The organism is Streptomyces sp. NPDC050732, from assembly GCF_040654255.1.
Taxonomy (GTDB): domain Bacteria; phylum Actinomycetota; class Actinomycetes; order Streptomycetales; family Streptomycetaceae; genus Streptomyces.
In genome coordinates, this window is sequence record NZ_JBFAHP010000036.1 from 1 (window position 1) to 16,075 (window position 16,075).

The 16,075-nt window shown below is 73.2% G+C and carries 15 protein-coding genes and 1 riboswitch; of the genes, 8 read left to right on the forward strand and 7 right to left on the reverse strand.

Annotation, left to right across the window (positions count from 1 at the left end):
• Nucleotides 1–182: 182 nt before the first annotated feature.
• Entirely contained in the window at nt 183–1,325 is a 1,143-nt protein-coding gene (locus tag AB0H82_RS28435; RefSeq protein ID WP_362997631.1) for a glycosyltransferase family 4 protein, read from the reverse strand.
• 109 nt (nt 1,326–1,434) lie between these two features.
• On the opposite strand from AB0H82_RS28435, the gene AB0H82_RS28440 reads away from it, so the two are divergent.
• Nucleotides 1,435–2,670, forward strand: coding sequence for a glycosyltransferase family 87 protein (locus AB0H82_RS28440; RefSeq protein WP_362997633.1), 1,236 nt, complete (start codon nt 1,435–1,437; stop codon nt 2,668–2,670).
• Here AB0H82_RS28440 and AB0H82_RS28445 read toward each other — a convergent pair.
• The 5 genes from AB0H82_RS28445 to AB0H82_RS28465 all read right to left on the reverse strand — a co-directional run bounded on the left by AB0H82_RS28445 (nt 2,627) and on the right by AB0H82_RS28465 (nt 8,065).
• On the reverse strand, nt 2,627–3,829 hold the full coding sequence (locus tag AB0H82_RS28445) for a hypothetical protein (RefSeq protein ID WP_362997635.1): 1,203 nt from the start codon (nt 3,827–3,829) through the stop codon (nt 2,627–2,629). The genes AB0H82_RS28440 and AB0H82_RS28445 overlap by 44 nt on opposite strands.
• Before the next feature lie 57 nt (nt 3,830–3,886).
• On the reverse strand, nt 3,887–4,915 hold the full coding sequence (locus AB0H82_RS28450; protein WP_362997637.1) for an NlpC/P60 family protein: 1,029 nt from the start codon (nt 4,913–4,915) through the stop codon (nt 3,887–3,889).
• A 221-nt stretch (nt 4,916–5,136) separates the two neighbouring features.
• On the reverse strand, nt 5,137–6,171 hold the full coding sequence (locus AB0H82_RS28455; protein ID WP_362997639.1) for an NlpC/P60 family protein: 1,035 nt from the start codon (nt 6,169–6,171) through the stop codon (nt 5,137–5,139).
• Between the two features lie 270 nt (nt 6,172–6,441).
• Complete coding sequence (locus tag AB0H82_RS28460) at nt 6,442–7,791, reverse strand: NYN domain-containing protein (RefSeq protein ID WP_362997641.1); 1,350 nt, start codon at nt 7,789–7,791, stop codon at nt 6,442–6,444.
• A 34-nt stretch (nt 7,792–7,825) separates the two neighbouring features.
• On the reverse strand, nt 7,826–8,065 hold the full coding sequence (locus AB0H82_RS28465) for a hypothetical protein (protein WP_362997643.1): 240 nt from the start codon (nt 8,063–8,065) through the stop codon (nt 7,826–7,828).
• A gap of 121 nt (nt 8,066–8,186) precedes the next feature.
• On the opposite strand from AB0H82_RS28465, the gene AB0H82_RS28470 reads away from it, so the two are divergent.
• The 7 genes from AB0H82_RS28470 to AB0H82_RS28500 all read left to right on the forward strand — a co-directional run bounded on the left by AB0H82_RS28470 (nt 8,187) and on the right by AB0H82_RS28500 (nt 14,424).
• Nucleotides 8,187–8,924, forward strand: coding sequence for a rhomboid family intramembrane serine protease (locus AB0H82_RS28470; protein ID WP_362997645.1), 738 nt, complete (start codon nt 8,187–8,189; stop codon nt 8,922–8,924).
• Nucleotides 8,921–9,202 carry an Lrp/AsnC ligand binding domain-containing protein gene (locus tag AB0H82_RS28475; protein ID WP_125512351.1) on the forward strand — a complete coding sequence of 94 codons (282 nt, stop codon included), beginning with the start codon at nt 8,921–8,923 and terminating at the stop codon, nt 9,200–9,202. The genes AB0H82_RS28470 and AB0H82_RS28475 overlap by 4 nt, the downstream gene beginning before the upstream one ends.
• A gap of 69 nt (nt 9,203–9,271) precedes the next feature.
• On the forward strand, nt 9,272–9,577 hold the full coding sequence (locus AB0H82_RS28480) for a small secreted hydrophilic protein (protein WP_362997647.1): 306 nt from the start codon (nt 9,272–9,274) through the stop codon (nt 9,575–9,577).
• On the forward strand, nt 9,564–11,018 hold the full coding sequence (locus AB0H82_RS28485; protein ID WP_362997649.1) for a HAMP domain-containing sensor histidine kinase: 1,455 nt from the start codon (nt 9,564–9,566) through the stop codon (nt 11,016–11,018). The genes AB0H82_RS28480 and AB0H82_RS28485 overlap by 14 nt, the downstream gene beginning before the upstream one ends.
• Nucleotides 11,015–11,677: a response regulator transcription factor gene (locus AB0H82_RS28490; RefSeq protein ID WP_362997651.1), complete on the forward strand. Its 663-nt coding sequence runs from the start codon at nt 11,015–11,017 to the stop codon at nt 11,675–11,677. Before AB0H82_RS28485 ends, AB0H82_RS28490 begins: the two co-directional genes overlap by 4 nt.
• 76 nt (nt 11,678–11,753) lie before the next feature.
• Nucleotides 11,754–13,166, forward strand: coding sequence for an SLC13 family permease (locus tag AB0H82_RS28495; protein WP_362997653.1), 1,413 nt, complete (start codon nt 11,754–11,756; stop codon nt 13,164–13,166).
• A 40-nt stretch (nt 13,167–13,206) separates the two neighbouring features.
• Nucleotides 13,207–14,424, forward strand: coding sequence for a glycerate kinase (locus AB0H82_RS28500; protein ID WP_362997655.1), 1,218 nt, complete (start codon nt 13,207–13,209; stop codon nt 14,422–14,424).
• Here the strand turns inward: AB0H82_RS28500 and AB0H82_RS28505 are convergent.
• Nucleotides 14,373–15,746: an aminotransferase class V-fold PLP-dependent enzyme gene (locus AB0H82_RS28505; protein ID WP_362997657.1), complete on the reverse strand. Its 1,374-nt coding sequence runs from the start codon at nt 15,744–15,746 to the stop codon at nt 14,373–14,375. The two genes, AB0H82_RS28500 and AB0H82_RS28505, sit on opposite strands and share 52 nt — an antisense overlap.
• A 188-nt stretch (nt 15,747–15,934) precedes the next feature.
• Nucleotides 15,935–16,052: riboswitch (SAM riboswitch) on the reverse strand.
• Nucleotides 16,053–16,075 lie beyond the last annotated feature (23 nt).

Genomic DNA, 16,075 nt, shown 5'->3' on the forward strand with positions numbered 1-16,075 from the left:
AGTGGCGCAGCCGGCTTTTCAGGGGCGCGGGGAACTGCGCGACCAGCCGACGCGGGCGGAAAGTCGCAAGCAAAGCCCAGGCGGCAGCCCCGCGGCGCCAGCCGAAAGCGGGCGCAGCCCGGGCTTTCAGGGGCGCGGGGAACTGCGCGAGCAACCTGCGGCGGTCGGCAGGGCAATAGGTGCTACAGGAGTTCCTTGAGGCGCTCCGCGAGGAGGTCCCAGCGCCACTTCTCCTCGATCCAGGCGCGGCCCCGCTCCCCCATGCGGGCCCGCAACTCCGCGTCCGCCAGCAAGGCGGTGATCCGGTCCGCCGCCTCCTCGGGGGCGCCGCCCCGGACGACCCAGCCCGTCTCCCCGTCGAGGACCGCGTCCGGCGCCCCTCCGGAGTCGCCGGCGACGACCGGCAGCCCCGTCGCGGACGCCTCCAGGTAGACGATGCCGAGGCCCTCCACGTCGAGGCCCCCGCGCCGGGTCCGGCAGGGCATGGCGAAGACGTCCCCCGCGCCGTAGTGGGCGGGGAGTTCCGCCCAGGGAACCGCCCCCGTGAAGCGGACGGAGTCCGCGACACCCGTCTCGGCCGCGAGCTTGCGCAGGTCGTCCTCGTACGGCCCGCCCCCGACCACCAGGAGCACCGCGTCCGGCTCCGCGGAGAGAATCCTCGGCATGGCGAGGATCAGCGTGTCCTGGCCCTTGCGCGGCACGAGCCGGGAGACGCAGACCACCACGGGCCGGTCCGTCAGCCCGAGCCGCGCCCGCACCGCGTCGCCGCCGGACCCCGGGTGGAACGTCTTCTCGTCGACGCCGGGCGGCAGTTGGACCATCCGCCCGGCGGCCGCGGGCGTCAGCGCGGCCGCGATCCGCGAGCGCGTGTACTCACCGAGGTAGGTGATCGTGTCCGTCGACTCGCCGATCCGGCGCAGGAGTTGGCGCGAGGCGGGCAGCTGGGCCCAGCCGGCCTCGTGGCCGTGCGTCGTGGCGACGAGCCGCTCCGCCCCGGCCTTCCGCAGCGCGGGCGCCATGAGGCCCAGCGGGGCGGCCGCCCCGAACCACACCGACGTACAGCCGTTTTCGCGCAGGAGCGAGACCGCGCGCCGGGTGACCCGCGGTGTCGGCAGGAGCATCGTCGTGGGGTCGCGTACGACCTCGAAGGGCTGCTCGGCGTCGAAGGCGGCCGTCGCCTCGGCGCCCTCGCGGCCGCGCTTCCAGGTGGAGGCGTAGACGACGAGCTGCTCGGGGTCCAGGCGCAGCGCCATGTTGTGCAGGAACGCCTGGATGCCACCGGGCCTGGGCGGGAAGTCGTTCGTGACGATCAGGGTCTTGTGCATCGCGCACGACAGTACCGAACGGCCCGGCCTCTTCGTCTTCCCCCGGTCCCGCCCGGCATCATGACTCCCCGAATCGCGATGAAGTATCAGAAAAGGGGCGAGGGCGTTCATGGGGCGCATCCTGACCGTCTGGGTCCTGACCAGGACCATCCTGCTGCTCTGCGTCTTCCACGTGCTCACGCCCCCGGGCCCGGACGTGACCAGCGACGTCACCGTCATCTACCAGGGCTGGTACGAGGTGCTGCGCACCGGGACCTTTCCGCTCGACGACGTCACCTGGCAGTACCCGCCCGCCGCCGCCCTCGCCGTCCTCTCCCCGGCGCTGCTGCCCTTCCTCGACTACGCGTCGGCCTTCTTCGTCCTCGCCCTCCTCTGCGACGCGGCGGTGTGCGCGCTGCTCCTGTGCGCGGGACGGCGGCCCGGCAAGTCGCCGCGGGGCGCCTGGGTGTGGGTCGTGGGCGTGGCCCTGCTCGGCCCCACCGTGTACGCCCGCTACGACGTGCTGGTGGCGGCCGTCGCGGTCGCCGCGCTGCTGGCCGGGGCGCGGCACCCGCGGCTCCTGGGGGTGCTCGCGGGGTTCGGGGCGCTGCTCAAGGTGTGGCCGGTGCTGCTGCTCGTGGGCACGCCGCGCGGGCGGGCGACCCTGCGGGCCTGGGGCGCGGCCGCGGGCACGGCCGCCGTCCTCGCGCTGGGGTTCCTGGTGGCGATGCCGGGCGCGCTGGCGTTCCTCACCTTCCAGCGCGACCGCGGCACGGAGGTGGAGTCGCTCGGCGCCCTCGTCTTCCACGTCGGACGGTACGTCGGCTGGCGGGGCGAGGTGCGGCTCAACTACGGCTCGGTGGAATTCCTCGGCCCGTACGTGCCGCTGGTGAGCACGGTGGCGCAGGCCCTGTCGGTGGCGGCCTTCTGCTGGCTCCTGGTGTGGCGGCTGCGTGCCCGGGGCCGGTCGGCGAGCACGCCCGCGGACGCGGCGTTCGTGGCGGTGCTGCTGTTCACCGCCACGAGCCGGGTGATCAGCCCGCAGTACATGCTCTGGCTGGTCGGGGTCGCCGCCGTCTGCCTGGTGTTCCGCGGGAGCCGGATGGAGGTGCCCGCCCGCCTGGTCCTCGGCGCCACGTTCGTGACGTTCCTGGAGTTCCCCGTGTGGTTCTCGCACGTGGTCGTCAGCGATCCGCTGGGCGTGTCCCTGCTGCTCGTCCGGAACGGCCTGCTGGCCGCCGCCGCCCTGCTGGCCTGCCGGAACCTGTGGCGGCAGACCGTGTCGGAACCGCGCGGGGAGCCGCAGCCGGTGCCCGGGCAGGTCAGCCGAGCTCCGCACGCAGATACGTACGCCAGCGCGCCGTGAAGTCCCCGGGCGTCGTGTCCAGGACGTCCCGCAGCGCGTCCTCGACCGCGCCCGCCCGCTTCGGGCGGTCGCCCACCGCCCGGTAGAAGTCCGTCAGCTTCCTCTCGCCCCACTGCTCCGCGATCATCCGGCAGGCCAGCCAGGCGCCTTCGTACGCCCCCGCGAGCTTCGCGGCGTCCCCTCCGAAGCCGAAGTCCTTGTCCTCGGGGAGCGCGCCGGGCAGCTGCCCGCGCTGCACCGCGCGCCGCAGTTCGGGCGCGGCCTGCGCCGGGGTGCGCCCCGTGTCGCGGTATCCCACCCAGTCGGCGAAGCCTTCGGAGAGCCACAGCGGGGTGGCCGCGGAGGTCCGCGTGCGGGTCGCGACGTGGGTGGCCTCGTGGGTGAGGACGACCTGTTTGCCGAACGTGCCGAGGACGCCGTACGCCTCGGGGTTGAGGATGATCCGGTCGGCGGGCGCCCGCCCCGAGCCGCCCGTCTCGCCCGTGGTGACCGCCGCGATCCCCCGGTATCCGGAGGCGGGCGCGTTGAGCAGCCCCGCCATGCCGTCCAGGGACCGGGGCACGAGGACGACGATCCGCTCCGGCCACTTCCCCGGCCAGGCGTCCCGTACCGCGGGCACCGCCCGGTCGGCGAGCTCGCGGTGGGCGCGCAGCTCCGCGGGGCTCTGGCCGATGCCGAGGACGAGGCTGCGCCTGCCGCGCTCGGCCGTCACGCGGCCCTGGTCCCAGAGCTGTTCGCCGGCCTTCTCCGCGGGCCGCTCGGCGGTGACGTACCACCGGCCGCCGTCGCGCTTCAGCGAAAGGGTGCGTTCGGCGGTGACCGGCGCGCGGTCGTAGCCCTTGACGCGGTAGTGGAGTTCGGCGGTCGCGGTGGCCTCGGCGCCGGTGCGGTGGAGGCGGGTCAGCCGGTACTCCCAGGACTCCAGTGGGACGCCGCTGACGTGTTCGAAGAGGTCTCGCGCGCCCTTCGCGGGCCGCTCGGTCCTGTCGTACGCCTTCTCGTCCCCGGCGAGGACGGCCCGCGCCCGCCGCTCCAGGAGGGCGCGCACCTCGCCGGCGGCGGCGTCCGGCACCGGGTCGCGGCCGCAGCAGGCCAGCAGGGCGAGGCAGAGCGCGACGCACAGCGCCACCATCCACGACCCACGCCTGTGACCAGCCACCTTCCCGATCGTACGGTGTGCGGGCGGTGGGACGGGGTGCGGGCGGCGGGCCGCCGGTCAGATCCGCGTCACGGCGGACACCGGCATCATGCCGACGGGGTCGTAGCGGACCGGGGCTCCGGGGTACGGGGCGTGCACCACCTGGCCGTTGCCCATGTACATCCCGATGTGGCTGGCGTCGGCGCGGTAGGTCACCAGGTCACCGGGCTGGGCCTCGGACAGGGAGACCTGGCGGCCCGCGTTCCGCTGGGCCTGCGAGGTGCGCGGCAGACCGACCCCGGCCTGGGCGTAGGACCACTGCATGAGGCCCGAACAGTCGAAGCCGGACGGCCCGTTGGCGCCCCACACATAGGGGCGGCCGATGGCGGACCGGGCGGCGGCGATGGCGGCGGCGGCCCGTGAGGAGGACGGGGCGCCCCCTAGCTCCGGCAGCTCGCCGCGCCCGCCGGTGCGCGAGGACCTGTCGTACGCGTCGCGCTCGTCGCCGGGCAGCGAGTTGAGGAGCTGCCTGGCCTTGGCCAGTTTGTGCTCGACGGTGCGCTTGTGGCGGGCGACGAGGGTGCGGCTCTTCTCCAGCGCGGCCAGTTTGCGGCCCGCCTCGGCGCGCTCCTGGGCGAGACCGCGCTGGGCCCGCTGCAGGTCGGCGAGTTCGCCCGCCTGCCGGGCGCTGACGCGGTCCAGGACCGAGGCCCTTTCCAGGTAGCCCTCCGGGTCGGAGGAGAGCAGCAGGGCCAGCGAGGGGTCGATGCCGCCGGAGCGGTACTGCGCGCCGGCCAGCGAACCGAGCGCGCCGCGCATCCGGTTGATGCGCTCCTGGCCGCGCGCGACGCTGTCCTTGGCCCGCTCGACCTGCGCGCGCAGCTTGTCCGCGCGTTCGTCGGCCTTGTTGTACAGCTCGGTGGCGTGCTCGGCCTGCTCGTACAGCCGGTCCACCTTGGCGCGCGTGTCGGACGGCTTGTCCTGCGGCGCGGCACCTGCGGGCGCGCCGGCGAGGGCCGCCGCCGCGGTGGCCGCTGCCGCTGAAAGGACGGTCACGCGTGTGGTCCGGTCGAGACCGGACTGTGCGGGACGGCGATGGAACCCCACGGGAAGCCGCTCTCCCTTCCGCTGACGAACCCCCGGCTGTCCCGGGGGAATGCGCGCCGACAGTAGTCGTGCGGACACGGCGGGCCAAAGAGCCGTACGGGTGGGGAAAGGGCGCGGACAGCCCGACGCCCCGCTTCTGACGCAGGTCATCAACGGGGCGTGGGGTCAGCGTGAGTTACCGGAATTCGCCCGTTCGGGCGGTGTGGGCAGCCGTGTCGAGGTCAGGCGACGCGGACGCCGAACTGGAAGTTGCCGAGGTACTCCATCGCCTCGTAGCGCACGACGGCGCCGGGCTTCGGGGCGTGCAGCACCTGGCCGTTGCCCGCGTAGAGGCCGACGTGCGCGAGGTTGTTGAAGAACACCAGGTCGCCGGGCTTGAGCTCGCCCCGGCCGATCCGCGTGCCGTCGTTCTGCTGCGTGTAGGTGGTCCGCGTGATGGAGACGCCGGCCTGGTTGTACGCCCACTGGGTGAGCCCGGAGCAGTCGAAGGAGTTGGGACCCGTGCCGCCGGAGACGTACGGCTTGCCGAGCTGGGTGGCGGCGGCGTTCAGGGCGGCGGCGCCGCGGCCGGAGGCGGGGGCCTCGTCGCCGAGGTCGGCGCGCTTGTCGGCGGCGCGGCTGGCGCGCTGCTCCTCCTTGGCGGCCATGGCCGCCTTCTCCTTGGCGCTCAGGGTGTTGAGGAGCTTCTGCGCCTCGCCGAGCTTGCCCTGGACTTCCTTCTTCTTCCTGCCGAGCTCGGTGCGGGTGGCGGCGAGGTCGTCGAGCTTGCCCGCGGCCTCCTTGCGCTGCTGCGCGAGGTCCCGCTGCTTCTTCTGGATCTTCTTGAGCGAGTCGACCTGCTGGCTGCTCAGCTGGTCCAGCGTGGAGGCCTTGTCGAGGTAGTTGTCCGGGTCGGAGGAGAGGAAGAGCTGCAGGGAGGGGTCGATGCCGCCGGAGCGGTACTGGGCGCTGGCCATCGAACCGAGGCCGTCGCGCAGGTCGTTGAGCTCCTCCTGGCCGCGGGCGACCTTGTCCTGGAGGTCGCCGATCTGCTTCTCCAGCTTCTCCTGCTTCTCCTTGGCCCCGTTGTACTTGTCGGTGGCACGCTCCGCGTCTTCGTAGAGCTTGTCGACCTTGGACTTGACCTCGTCCTTGCTCGGCTTCGGCGCGGCCTGGGCGGCGCCCTGCGAGGTGAGGGCCACGGCAGCGGCGGCGGTCGCGGTGAGCACGGTCACGCGGGTGCGGCTCGGCTGCTTGGGTCGACGGTGGGACGCCACGCGGGCGGCTCCTTCTTCCTCCGGCCGCCTACCGGGACGCGGCGGGCGGGTACCACCGCCGCCACCCCGGATGGGTGATCAACCGAGCGGGGGTTCGAGGGCTGACCCTAGTGACCTTCTTGTGATCAGTTCAAATCACACCATCAAAAAATCGGTCGCGGGAAACATTCTTTACCGATAACGCACAGCCCGTAACGATCTTCTGACGCTACGTCGCACACAGCGCGTCCTCAATCCGGGCATACGGCCCAGGAGTTGCCGAGTACCCCTTTAGCCCCGCGAAAGCCGCTTCAGGAGCACCGCCGAAGCCACCGGCCGCGCACCCGCCTTGGCGATCCCGTCGGCCACCTCGCGGTCGGTCGAGACGACGACCACGGGCCGCCCCGGCGGCTCCGCGCGCACCAGCTGGCGGATCAACTCGTCGGCGGTGACACCGGGCTTGGAAAACAGCACCCGCACCCCGCGCGGCGGCGCGAGCAGCACCGGCGCGGCCAGCTCCGCGCCGTCGAAGACACAGGTGACCTCGGCGCCCGACTGCAGCGCCAGCTGCGAGAGCGAACCGAGCAGGCGCAGCCGCTGCTTGTCCAGCGGCATGGTCGGATAGCCGGTCTTGGTGACGTTGTAGCCGTCGACGACCAGGTGCGCCTGCGGCAGGGCGAGGAGCTGGTCGAGGATGGCCGGGTCGTTCTCGGAGAGCGCGCGGGCGGCGATGTCCTTGGGCGACATCCGCCCCGGCTCGACGGCGTCCACGGTCTCCGCGGGCCGCACGGACACCGGCGGCAGCGCCAGCTCGCGCCGCAGCCCCTGCGCCGCGTCCAGGACCGTGTCGAGCAGCAGCCGCAGCCGCATGTCCTCCACGCTGCGCCCCTCGCGCGCCGCTCGGCGGCTGGCCTCCAGGGCCGCCTCCGTCTCGGCGAGCCGCGCCTTGAGCCGCCGCGTCTCGCTCTCGGCGGCGGACAGCTGCGCCTGCCCCTCGGCGCGCACGGCCTCGGTCTCGGCGGCGGCCTTGCGCAGCGCGGCCTCGCCGCGCTTGACGTCGCTGAGCGCGCCGCGCAGCTTGCGGTGCATCGACTCGGCCTCCTTGCGCGCCGATTCGAGCTCCGTGCGCAGCCGCTCTGTCTCCGCCCTGGTCTGGCCGCGGGCGGCGGCGAGCTCCTCGCGCAGCCGCTCCAGCTCGGCGCGCGTCTCGTCGTCGACCCGCTCGGCGTCGGCGCGCTGGGCCTCCTCGCCCGCGGCGGTGACCAGCTTCACCCAGCCCGCGGGACGCAGCACGTACGCCGCGGCCGCCACGTCCAGGGGATCGGCGGCGGGGGGCGGCGAGCCCGCGTCCAGGGCGTCCGCGAGCTCCGGCTGGGCCTCTCTGAGGCGTTCGCCGATGCGCTGCCGGAAGAGCGTGTCGTTTTCCAGCGCCGCGGCCATGGCGTTGGCCGCGAACTTCGCACGCCGGGTCGGCGTGAAGCGCGCGTACTGCCGCAGCTGGGCGGGCAATTCGGCGAGCGTGAGGCCGCCGAAGCCGTCCGAGACGAGCCGGACGACCCGTCGGCGCACCCCGTCGGGCAGCGGACGGTCGAGCACCTCAGCGGTGCCGTCGTCCGGCTCCCCGCCTGCGCTCTCCACCATCCGTCACCCCACTAGCTGTGCGGGTCCCGCTCCCTCAGGAGCCGGTTCCCGGCCTGTCCACGAGTTCCACCTGATCCACCGCGTTGCACCAGCGGCAGCGCACCGACTCGATGCTCTCACTGACCACCTCGCGTTCCTCGACGTTCGCCTCTCCGGCCAGGTCGAGATGCACATACTCGACGACCTTGGAGGTCCGGGTCACGTCGAAACGCGTGAGGTTGCCGCACAGCGTGCAGCGCCACCGGGTGGTGGCGGTCGGCAGGGGAACCGTCATCGTGGCTGCTTTCCCTCGGTTTCCATGGTGCGTATTGCCCGTAACCCTAAGGCCTGTAAGGGGCACCTCGCGGCGGCGAGGCGGTCTGTACGGGTTCCTGGCGTTACGACATGCTCTGTCCATGATCCACGCATGGGGTACGAAGGCGGGCCGGCTGCTCACGGGAGGGTCCGCCCCGGTGACGTACGGACTGATCGCCGTCTGCTGCGCGGTCTTCCTCATCTCGCCGGTGTCCGGGTTCAACCCGGCCTACGGCACCGGCGACCAGTTGCTCGGCGCGCAACAGGTCTACTTCGAGCGGTGGGGCGTGGTCCCCGTCGAACTGTTCAGCGGCGCCCCGCGCGCCGCCCTCGGACCGTTCACCGCCCTGTTCGTGCACGGCAGCTGGCTGCATCTGCTCGGGAACATGCTGTTCCTGTACGTGTTCGGGGCCATGGTCGAGGAACGCATGGGACACCTCCTGTACGCGCTCTTCTACGTCTGCTGCGGATACTTCGCACTGCTCGCCTACGCGGCCGCGCACGCGGGCTCCGACCAGACGCTCGTGGGGGCGTCCGGGGCGATCTCCGCCGTCCTCGGCGCCTTCCTGTATCTCTTCCCTCGGGCGCGCGTCACCAGCCTCTTCCCGTTCCTCTTCTTCCTGCCGCTGCGCTTCCCTGCATGGGTGGTGCTGCCGTTCTGGGTGGTGCTGCAGTGGCTTGCGGCGGGGCAGGGCGGGAAGGGCACGGGGGTGGCCTATCTGGCGCATCTGGTGGGCTTCTCGCTCGGGTTCGTCTTCGCGTGGGGGTGGAGTGTGCGGAGGGCTAGAGTGCAGGGACAAGGCAGCACACCGGCCATCGAGGGAGACAGCCAGCCGTGATCACCGCGATCGTGCTCATCAAGACCAGCGTGGACCGGATTCCGGAGATCGCCGAGTCGATCGCCGCGCTCGACTCCGTGAGCGAGGTCTTCTCCGTGACCGGTACGTACGACCTGATCGCGATGGTGCGCGTGCCGCGCCACGACGACCTGGCCGACGTCATCCCCGGCCGGATCAGCAAGATCCCCGGCGTCGAGGCGACCGACACGCACGTGGCGTTCCGCACGTACTCGCAGCACGACCTGGAAGCCGCCTTCGCGATCGGCCTCGACTCCTAGGCCTCCCATGAGGGTTTCTTCATCCGCGCCTCATCCTGGCGGCGCGGTGGGCCCGCCACCCTCGCAGTCATGGTCTTCTCCCGCCGCATGGCCGCCCTGGCCGCCGTCGTCGCGATCCCGCTCGGCATCGCCGCGACCAGCTACGTCCTGACGGACGATCCCGAGCAGCCCAAGGCCCCGCCCAAGGTGGAGCTGCGGAGCGACCCGCCGTCCTCGGCACCGGCCTCCCCCCGGCCCGCCCCGAGCGACGAGAAGGTCTCCCCGCCACCGGTGAGCGAGAATCCCTCGAACGATGACAGGGGCAGCGACGACACCGACGACGGCGACGACAGCCGGGGCGACCACGACGACGACGGCCCCGGTGACGACGGCTGAGCCCCGGCGCCGCTGGATATCCGCTCGTGTCCGCATCTTGCTGTGGCTGCTCGTCGTGATGGCCGTCGCGCTCACCGCGGTGGCGGCCACCACCCGCTCGGTCCTGCTCCGCGACGTCGACCACCGCATCGACCGGCTCCTCGCCCAGGAGACCGCCGAGTTCACCAACCTCGCGCGGGAGGGCGTCGACCCGCACACCGGCGAGCGGTTCACCGCCCCCGACCCGCTCCTGCGGCTCTTCCTGTCCCGGCAGTACGCCGACCCCGACGAGGAGCTCCTCGGTCTGGTCGGCCGCACCGGCAGGGCGCCCGCCAAGAAGGAGCAGGCCCGCGAACCGCGGATCGACCACCCGCTGGCCGAGGACCCCGCCGCGCTGCGGGCCGTCTTCGACTCGCCCGACGCCACCGGCACGCTCCACCGCGACCGGGGCGAGGTCCGCTGGGCGAAGGTGGAGGTCGAGGCGGGCGGCGGCCACCCGGCCGCGGCGTTCGTCGTGGCCTTCCACCCGGCGCGCGAACAGGCCAAGGCGGGCGACGTGTTCGCCATGCTGCTCGCCCTCTCCGGCGTGGCGCTCCTGATGACGACGGGCATCGGCTGGGCGGTCGCGGGCCGCATCCTCAGACCGGTGCGGCTGGTGCGCACGACCGCGGCGCAGCTCACCGAGCAGGACCTGACCCGGCGCATCCCGGTGCAGGGCCGGGACGACATCGCGGCCCTCGCCGAGACGTTCAACGGCATGCTGGACCGGCTTGAGGGGGCCTTCGCCGCCCAGCGCGAGTTCGTCGACGACGCGGGCCACGAGCTGCGCACCCCCATCACCATCGTCCGCGGCCACCTGGAGCTGATGGGCGACGGCCCCGGCGAACGCGAGGAGACCGTCCGCATCGTGACGGAGGAGCTGGACCGGATGAGCCGCATCGTCGAGGACCTGCTGCTGCTCGCCAAGGCCGAGCGCCCCGACTTCGTCACCCCGGAGCCGGTGCAGCTGGCCGAGCTGACGGCGGACGTCTTCGTCAAGGCACGGGCGATCGGCGACCGCGACTGGCGCCTCGCCGAGGTCGCCGACGCCGGGACCGGCCTCGACCCCCAGCGCATCACCCAGGCGATGGTGCAGCTGGCGCAGAACGCCGTGCAGCACACCGCCCCGGGGCAGCGGATCTCCATCGGCTCGCGGCTGTGCGCGGGCCGCATCGAGCTGTACGTCGCCGACAGCGGCCCCGGCGTGCAGGCGCAGGACGCCGAGGTGATCTTCGAGCGGTTCCGCCGCGGCACCGCGCGGCGCGGCTCCCGCGCCACCGGGGCGGGCCTCGGCCTCGCCATCGTGAAGGCCATCGCCGAGGGCCACGGAGGCCACGTCGAGCTGCGCCCCACGGACGGCGGCGGCGCCACCTTCGTACTCGTACTCCCGCAGGGACAGCCGGAAGGGGCGGAGCGGCAGTGAACCGCATACTGATCGTCGAGGACGAGGAGCGCATCGCGTCCTTCGTCGAGAAGGGCCTGCGCGCCAACGGCTTCACGACCACCGTGGTCGGCGACGGCGAGAGTGCCTACGACTACGCCCTGACCGGCGGCTTCGACCTGATCGTCCTGGACATCGGCCTGCCGGGGCAGGACGGCTTCACGGTCCTGCGCCGGCTGCGCGAGGCCCGCGTGACCACGCCCGTCATCGTGCTGACCGCGCGGGACTCGGTGCGGGACACGGTGGCGGGTCTGGAGGGCGGCGCCGACGACTGGATGACCAAGCCGTTCCGCTTCGAGGAGCTGCTCGCCCGGGTGCGGCTGCGGCTGCGCACGGCGGCCGGGGCGCCCGAGGTGACGGTGTTGCGCAGCGGGGAGCTCACGCTGGACCTGCGGACCCGCAGGGCGCGTTCGGCCGAGCGGACGGTGGATCTGACGGCGCGTGAGTTCGTCCTGCTTGAGCTCTTCCTGCGCCATCCCGGGCAGGTCCTCTCACGGGAGCAGATCCTCTCCCACGTGTGGGGGTACGACTTCGACCCGGGCTCCAACATCGTGGACGTCTACGTCCGCGCGCTGCGCAAGAAGCTGGGCTCGGAGCGGGTGGAGACAGTGCGCGGGATGGGGTACCGGCTGCCGGAGTGAACCGGGCGTCGGCTCGGTGAAATTTCTTTCATCCGCGCCTCATTGAGGGCTCACGGCGCCGCACCACGCTGAACGCGTGACCCTGAACCTGCGGCAGGCCGTGACGCTCTGCGCGGCGCTCAGCGTCTGCGCCCTCCTCGCGGTCCCCGGGAACTTCCCGGGACTCGGCGCCGACGCCCGCCTGACCCTCGCCGTCTTCGCCCTCGCGACCTGCGCCTGGATCGGCACGCCGATCGACGACACGTACATCGCGCTCGGCGCGGGGCTCGCGCTCACCGCCACCGGCGTGATCAGCAGCGACACCCTGTTCGGCACCCTCGGCGACGCGACGGTGTGGCTGCTGATCTGCGCCTTCGTGCTTGCGGCGGCCGTGGCGCGCAGCGGGCTCGCCGGGCGGGCGGCGGCCTTTCTGGTCAGCGGGGCGCGCAGCGTACGGCAGTTGACGCATCTGACGACGGCGGCGCTGGTCGTGACGGCGTTCGCGGTGCCGGCGACATCGGGGCGCGCCGCGCTCGCGCTGCCCGTCTTCCTCGCGCTCGCCAAGGTCCTCGCCGACCGGAAGCGACTGGTCGTGATGCTCGCACTGCTCTTTCCGACCGTCATCCTTCTCTCCGCGGTCGCCACCCTGATCGGAGCGGGAGCACATCTGATCACCGTGTCGGTGCTCTGGGAGGCGACCGGCGAGCGGATCGGCTTCACGCAGTGGCTGCTGCTCGGCCTGCCGCTCGCCATCACGTCATCCCATCTGGCGGCGGAGGCCGTTCTGTTGACGACCACCCGGCGCGCCGACCGCCGCGGCCCGGTCCACATCACCCTCGACCAGCTCCAGGAGCACAGCGAACAGCCCGTCACCGGCCCCTGGGAGCCGGCCGAGACGCGCTGCGCCCTGCTGCTCGCCACCGTCGTCGTCCTGTGGTGCAGCGAGCCGCTGCACCAGGTGCCGCCCGCCGTCGTCGCGCTGATCGGCGCGGTCGTGGCCTCCTCACCCGCCCTCGGCACGGTCCGCCTCAAGGACGCCCTCAGGACGGTGCCCTGGTCGCTGCTCCTCTTCATGGCGGCGACGATGGCGATGGGCGTCGCGCTCGCCGACTCGGGGGCGGCGAGGTGGCTGGTGTCCGGGCTGCCCCTCGACCTGTCCCCGTGGCTCTTCCTCACCGTGGTGGTCGCGGTCAGCACGGCCGCCCACCTCGTGCTGCAGTCCCGCTCGGCGCGCTCCTCGGTCCTGGTCCCGCTGGTCGTCGCGGCGGCCGCCGGCGCGGGCGTCAACCCGGTCGCCGCCGCGCTCGCCTCCACGGCCGCGGCCGGCTTCTGCCACACGCTGCCCGCCTCCGCGAAGCCCGTCACCCTCTTCGCCGAGATCCCGGACACCCCCACCTACACCCCGCGCGACCTGCTGCGTCTCTCCGCGGTCCTCGCCCCGCTGACCGCCGCGCTCGTCCTGCTCTTCGCCGTGACGCTCTGGCCGCTGCTCGGCGTCCCGGTCCGCTGACCCCGCCCTTGATCGCCCTTGAACCACTCTGGAGACCCTCGTGCTGACCCGATTCGCCATCGCCCCCAGCGGCTTCAAGGAGTCCCTGTCCGCGAGCTCCGCGGCCGAGGCCATCGCCGCGGGTGTACGCCGCGTCGTCCCGCACGCCGAGACCGATCTGATCCCGCTGGTGGACGGCGGCGAGGGCACCGCCCGCGCGCTGGCCGCCGCGGGTGGCGGGCGGCTCGTCGCGCTGCCCGCGACCGGCCCCGTGGGCCAGCCGATCGGCACGCACTTCGCCCTGCTGCCCGACGGCACGGCGGTTGTGGAGATGGCGGCCGTGGCGGGGCTCTCGCTGGTCCCCCGCGATCTGCGGGACCCGGGTGCCACCACGACGTACGGCGTGGGCGAGCTGATCCGTGCCGCACTCGACGTGGGCGCCCGCCGCATCCTCGTCGGCTGCGGCGACTCGGGCACGTCGGACGGCGGCGCGGGCGCCCTCCAGGCCCTCGGCGCCCGCCTCGTCGACGCGGACGGCTGGGAACTGCCGCACGGCGGGAGGGAGTTGGCGCGGCTGAGCCGCATCGACCCGAGCGGCCTCGACCCGCGCCTCGCGGAGACCGAGATCCGCGTCGCCTGCAACCCCTTCAACGTCCTGTGCGGCGAGCGCGGCGTCGCCCGCGTCTTCGGCCCCCAGAAGGGCGCGACACCGCAGCAGGTCGAGCACCTCGCGGCCGCCCTGGAGCACTGGGCGCACCTCCTCACCCGGGACCTGCCCGTGCGGACGGACCTCTTCGAGGGGCCGGGCACGGGCGCGTCGGGCGGCCTCGGCGCCGGTCTCGCCGCCCTCGGCGCCGCACTGCTCCCCCGCTTCGACGTGCTGCTCGAACGGCTCGACCTCGACGAACGGCTGGCCCGCGCCGACCTGGTCATCACCGCGGAGGGCGCCCTGGACCACCAGACCCTGCGCGGCAAGGTCCCCGCCGAGGTGGCCCGCCGCGCGAAGCGGTCCGGACGCCCGGTCCTGGTCCTCGCGGGCACGATCGGGGACGGCGCGCACACCGTCCGCCGCGTGGGCGTGGACGCGTACAGCGCGATCCTGCCCGCTCCCGTCTCGCTGACGGAGGCGCTCGGCCGGGGCGGCGAATTCCTCACCGACGCGACGGAGCGGGCCCTGCGGATGATCCAGCTCGGCTCACGGCTGCCCGGGGGCCGGGTGCCCGCGGGTCAGGCGGCGGCGCTGGTGTCCGGCACGCAACGCCCGTCCTCGGTGCGGTAGTTCCACCGCGCGCCGTCCGACACCAGCTCCTTGACGGCGCGCACGAAACGCTCGACGTGCTCGTCGGGGGTGCCCGCGCCGAAGCTCACCCGGATGGCGTTCAGCGACTTCTCGCCGGGGGCGGCCTCGGGGGCGCCGCACTCGCCGGGCTCGTCGGGCTCGCTGCCGAGCAGGGTGCGCACCAGCGGGTGGGCGCAGAACAGGCCGTCCCGTACACCGATGCCGTACTCGGCGGAGAGCGCGGCGGCGAAGTGCGAACTGTTCCAGCCGTCGACGACGAAGGAGATGACGCCCACGCGCGGCGCGTCGTCCCCGAAGAGCGAGAGCACGCGCACGGCGGGCACCTCGGCGAGCCCCTCGCGCACCTTCGCGATCAGGTACTGCTCACGGGCGACGAGCTGGTCGAAGCCCGCCTCGGTGAGCGCCTTGCAGGCGGCGGCGATCGAGTAGACGCCGATGACGTTCGGCGAACCGGCCTCGTGGCGGGCCGCGGTGTCGTGCCACTCCACGTCCACGCCCCCGTCAGCGCGGCGCGCCACCTTGCGCGAGGCCCCGCCGCCCGCGAGGTACGGCTCGGCCTCCCGCAGCCAGTCGGCGCGGCCCGCGAGGACACCGGAGCCGAACGGCGCGTACAGCTTGTGTCCGGAGAAGGCGACCCAGTCGACGTCCAACCCGCCGATGGAGAGGGGGTGGTGGGGGGCGAGCTGTGCGGCGTCGAGCACGATCCGGGCGCCGTGCGCGTGCGCGGCGGCGGCCAGCTCCCGCACCGGCCACAGCTCACCGGTGACGTTCGAGGCGCCGGTGACGCACACCAGGGCGGGCCCGTAGGGGTCACGGTCGGCGAGGGCCCGCTCCAGGGTCTGGACGGCCTCGTCGGGGGTGCGCGGCGCGTTCAGGTAGGTGACGCGGGCGTCCCGCCACGGCAGGAGCGAGGCGTGGTGCTCGGTCTCGAAGACGAAGACCTGGCAGTCGGCGGGCAGGGCGGCCGCGAGGAGGTTCAGCGAGTCGGTGGTGGAGCGGGTGAAGACGACCTGGTCGTCCTCGCGGCAGCCGAGGAACTCGGCGACGGCGACCCGGCTGTTCTCGAACAGGTCGGTGGAGAGCTGCGACAGGTACCCGGCGCCGCGGTGCACGCTGCCGTAGTACGGCGCGTACGCGGCCACGTCGTCCCACACCCGCTGCAGGGCCGGCGCGCTCGCCGCGTAGTCGAGCGCGGCGTAGCTCACCTCGCCGCCGGTGACCAGCGGAACGGTGACGTCCCTGCCGAGGACCGGCAGCGGGGCACAGACGGCGGCGTCGACGGCGACAGCGGAAACAGACATGGCGAACTCCCGTAAGAGGCAAGTGAGTTCACTGCGTCGACGCCCGTACGACAGAGACAGGGCGGTGCAGTGATGAAGAGAAAAGGTGCGCGGAAAGGGGCCGGAAGGCCCTAGCACATTCGCTTGCTCACGAGACTGCTCCCTTGAGGACCAGGACCCCAGGGCTGTGACATCCACCGATGTCCAGGGGTCCGCGCTTGCCATACGCCTTGCTGCGTACGACCTGGTCTTCACCCGGGGCACCCCGCCACGGACGGAGGGTTGCCGGACAGCGGGCCGGGGCCGTAGTCGCTGTCACTCATGACCTGTGCAGCATCCTGCCACACGAT